This is a genomic window from Aureimonas sp. AU4 (assembly GCF_001463765.1).
Taxonomy (GTDB): Bacteria; Pseudomonadota; Alphaproteobacteria; order Rhizobiales; family Rhizobiaceae; genus Aureimonas.
The window spans coordinates 1-453 of the sequence record NZ_BBWK01000120.1 but is presented as its reverse complement, the minus strand read 5'-3'; the positions used below and the strand labels follow the sequence as shown (position 1 = coordinate 453).

General features: G+C 65.1%; 1 protein-coding gene. It reads left to right on the top strand.

Annotated features, from left to right (window positions below; all coding sequences use genetic code 11):
• Positions 1 to 178: 178 nt before the first annotated feature.
• On the top strand, positions 179 to 453 hold a 275-nt coding region (locus AUL35_RS21360; RefSeq protein ID WP_156418158.1), incomplete at its 3' end, for a hypothetical protein.

Here is a 453-nt window from a genome sequence, read left to right as displayed (position 1 = left end):
GTGCCCGCCTCGTTGCGCTCCACCAGCCAGTCGTCGCCGTTGGGTGATCGATACACGGTCCGCAAGCCCGCCATGGGTGCTCTCAACGGTATGGTCGATGTGCGCACAACGCGCAGGTCAAACTGCAACAGGGTCGGCATGGGATCGTTGCAGGCTGCAACAATCACGAGAGACATCCATGCCCAACACCGCCGAGCGCATGATCCTGGTTTGGGGGCATCGCATCAAACGTCCGGACGCGACGGTCTGGAACATCGGCCCAAGCCATGCCGAGCAGACGGCAGCCGTCTGGCCCTCGCTGCGCCATGCCATCAACTACGTTGTCGGCATGCAGGCCGACCGGGAGGCGGCCGGAATGCACCCATGGATCCGCACGCCCCAGGGACACGTCTACTCGCCGGTCGTCATCGGGCTGATGGCCGCGGCCATGTTCGAGGCTGACGGACGGGAGCG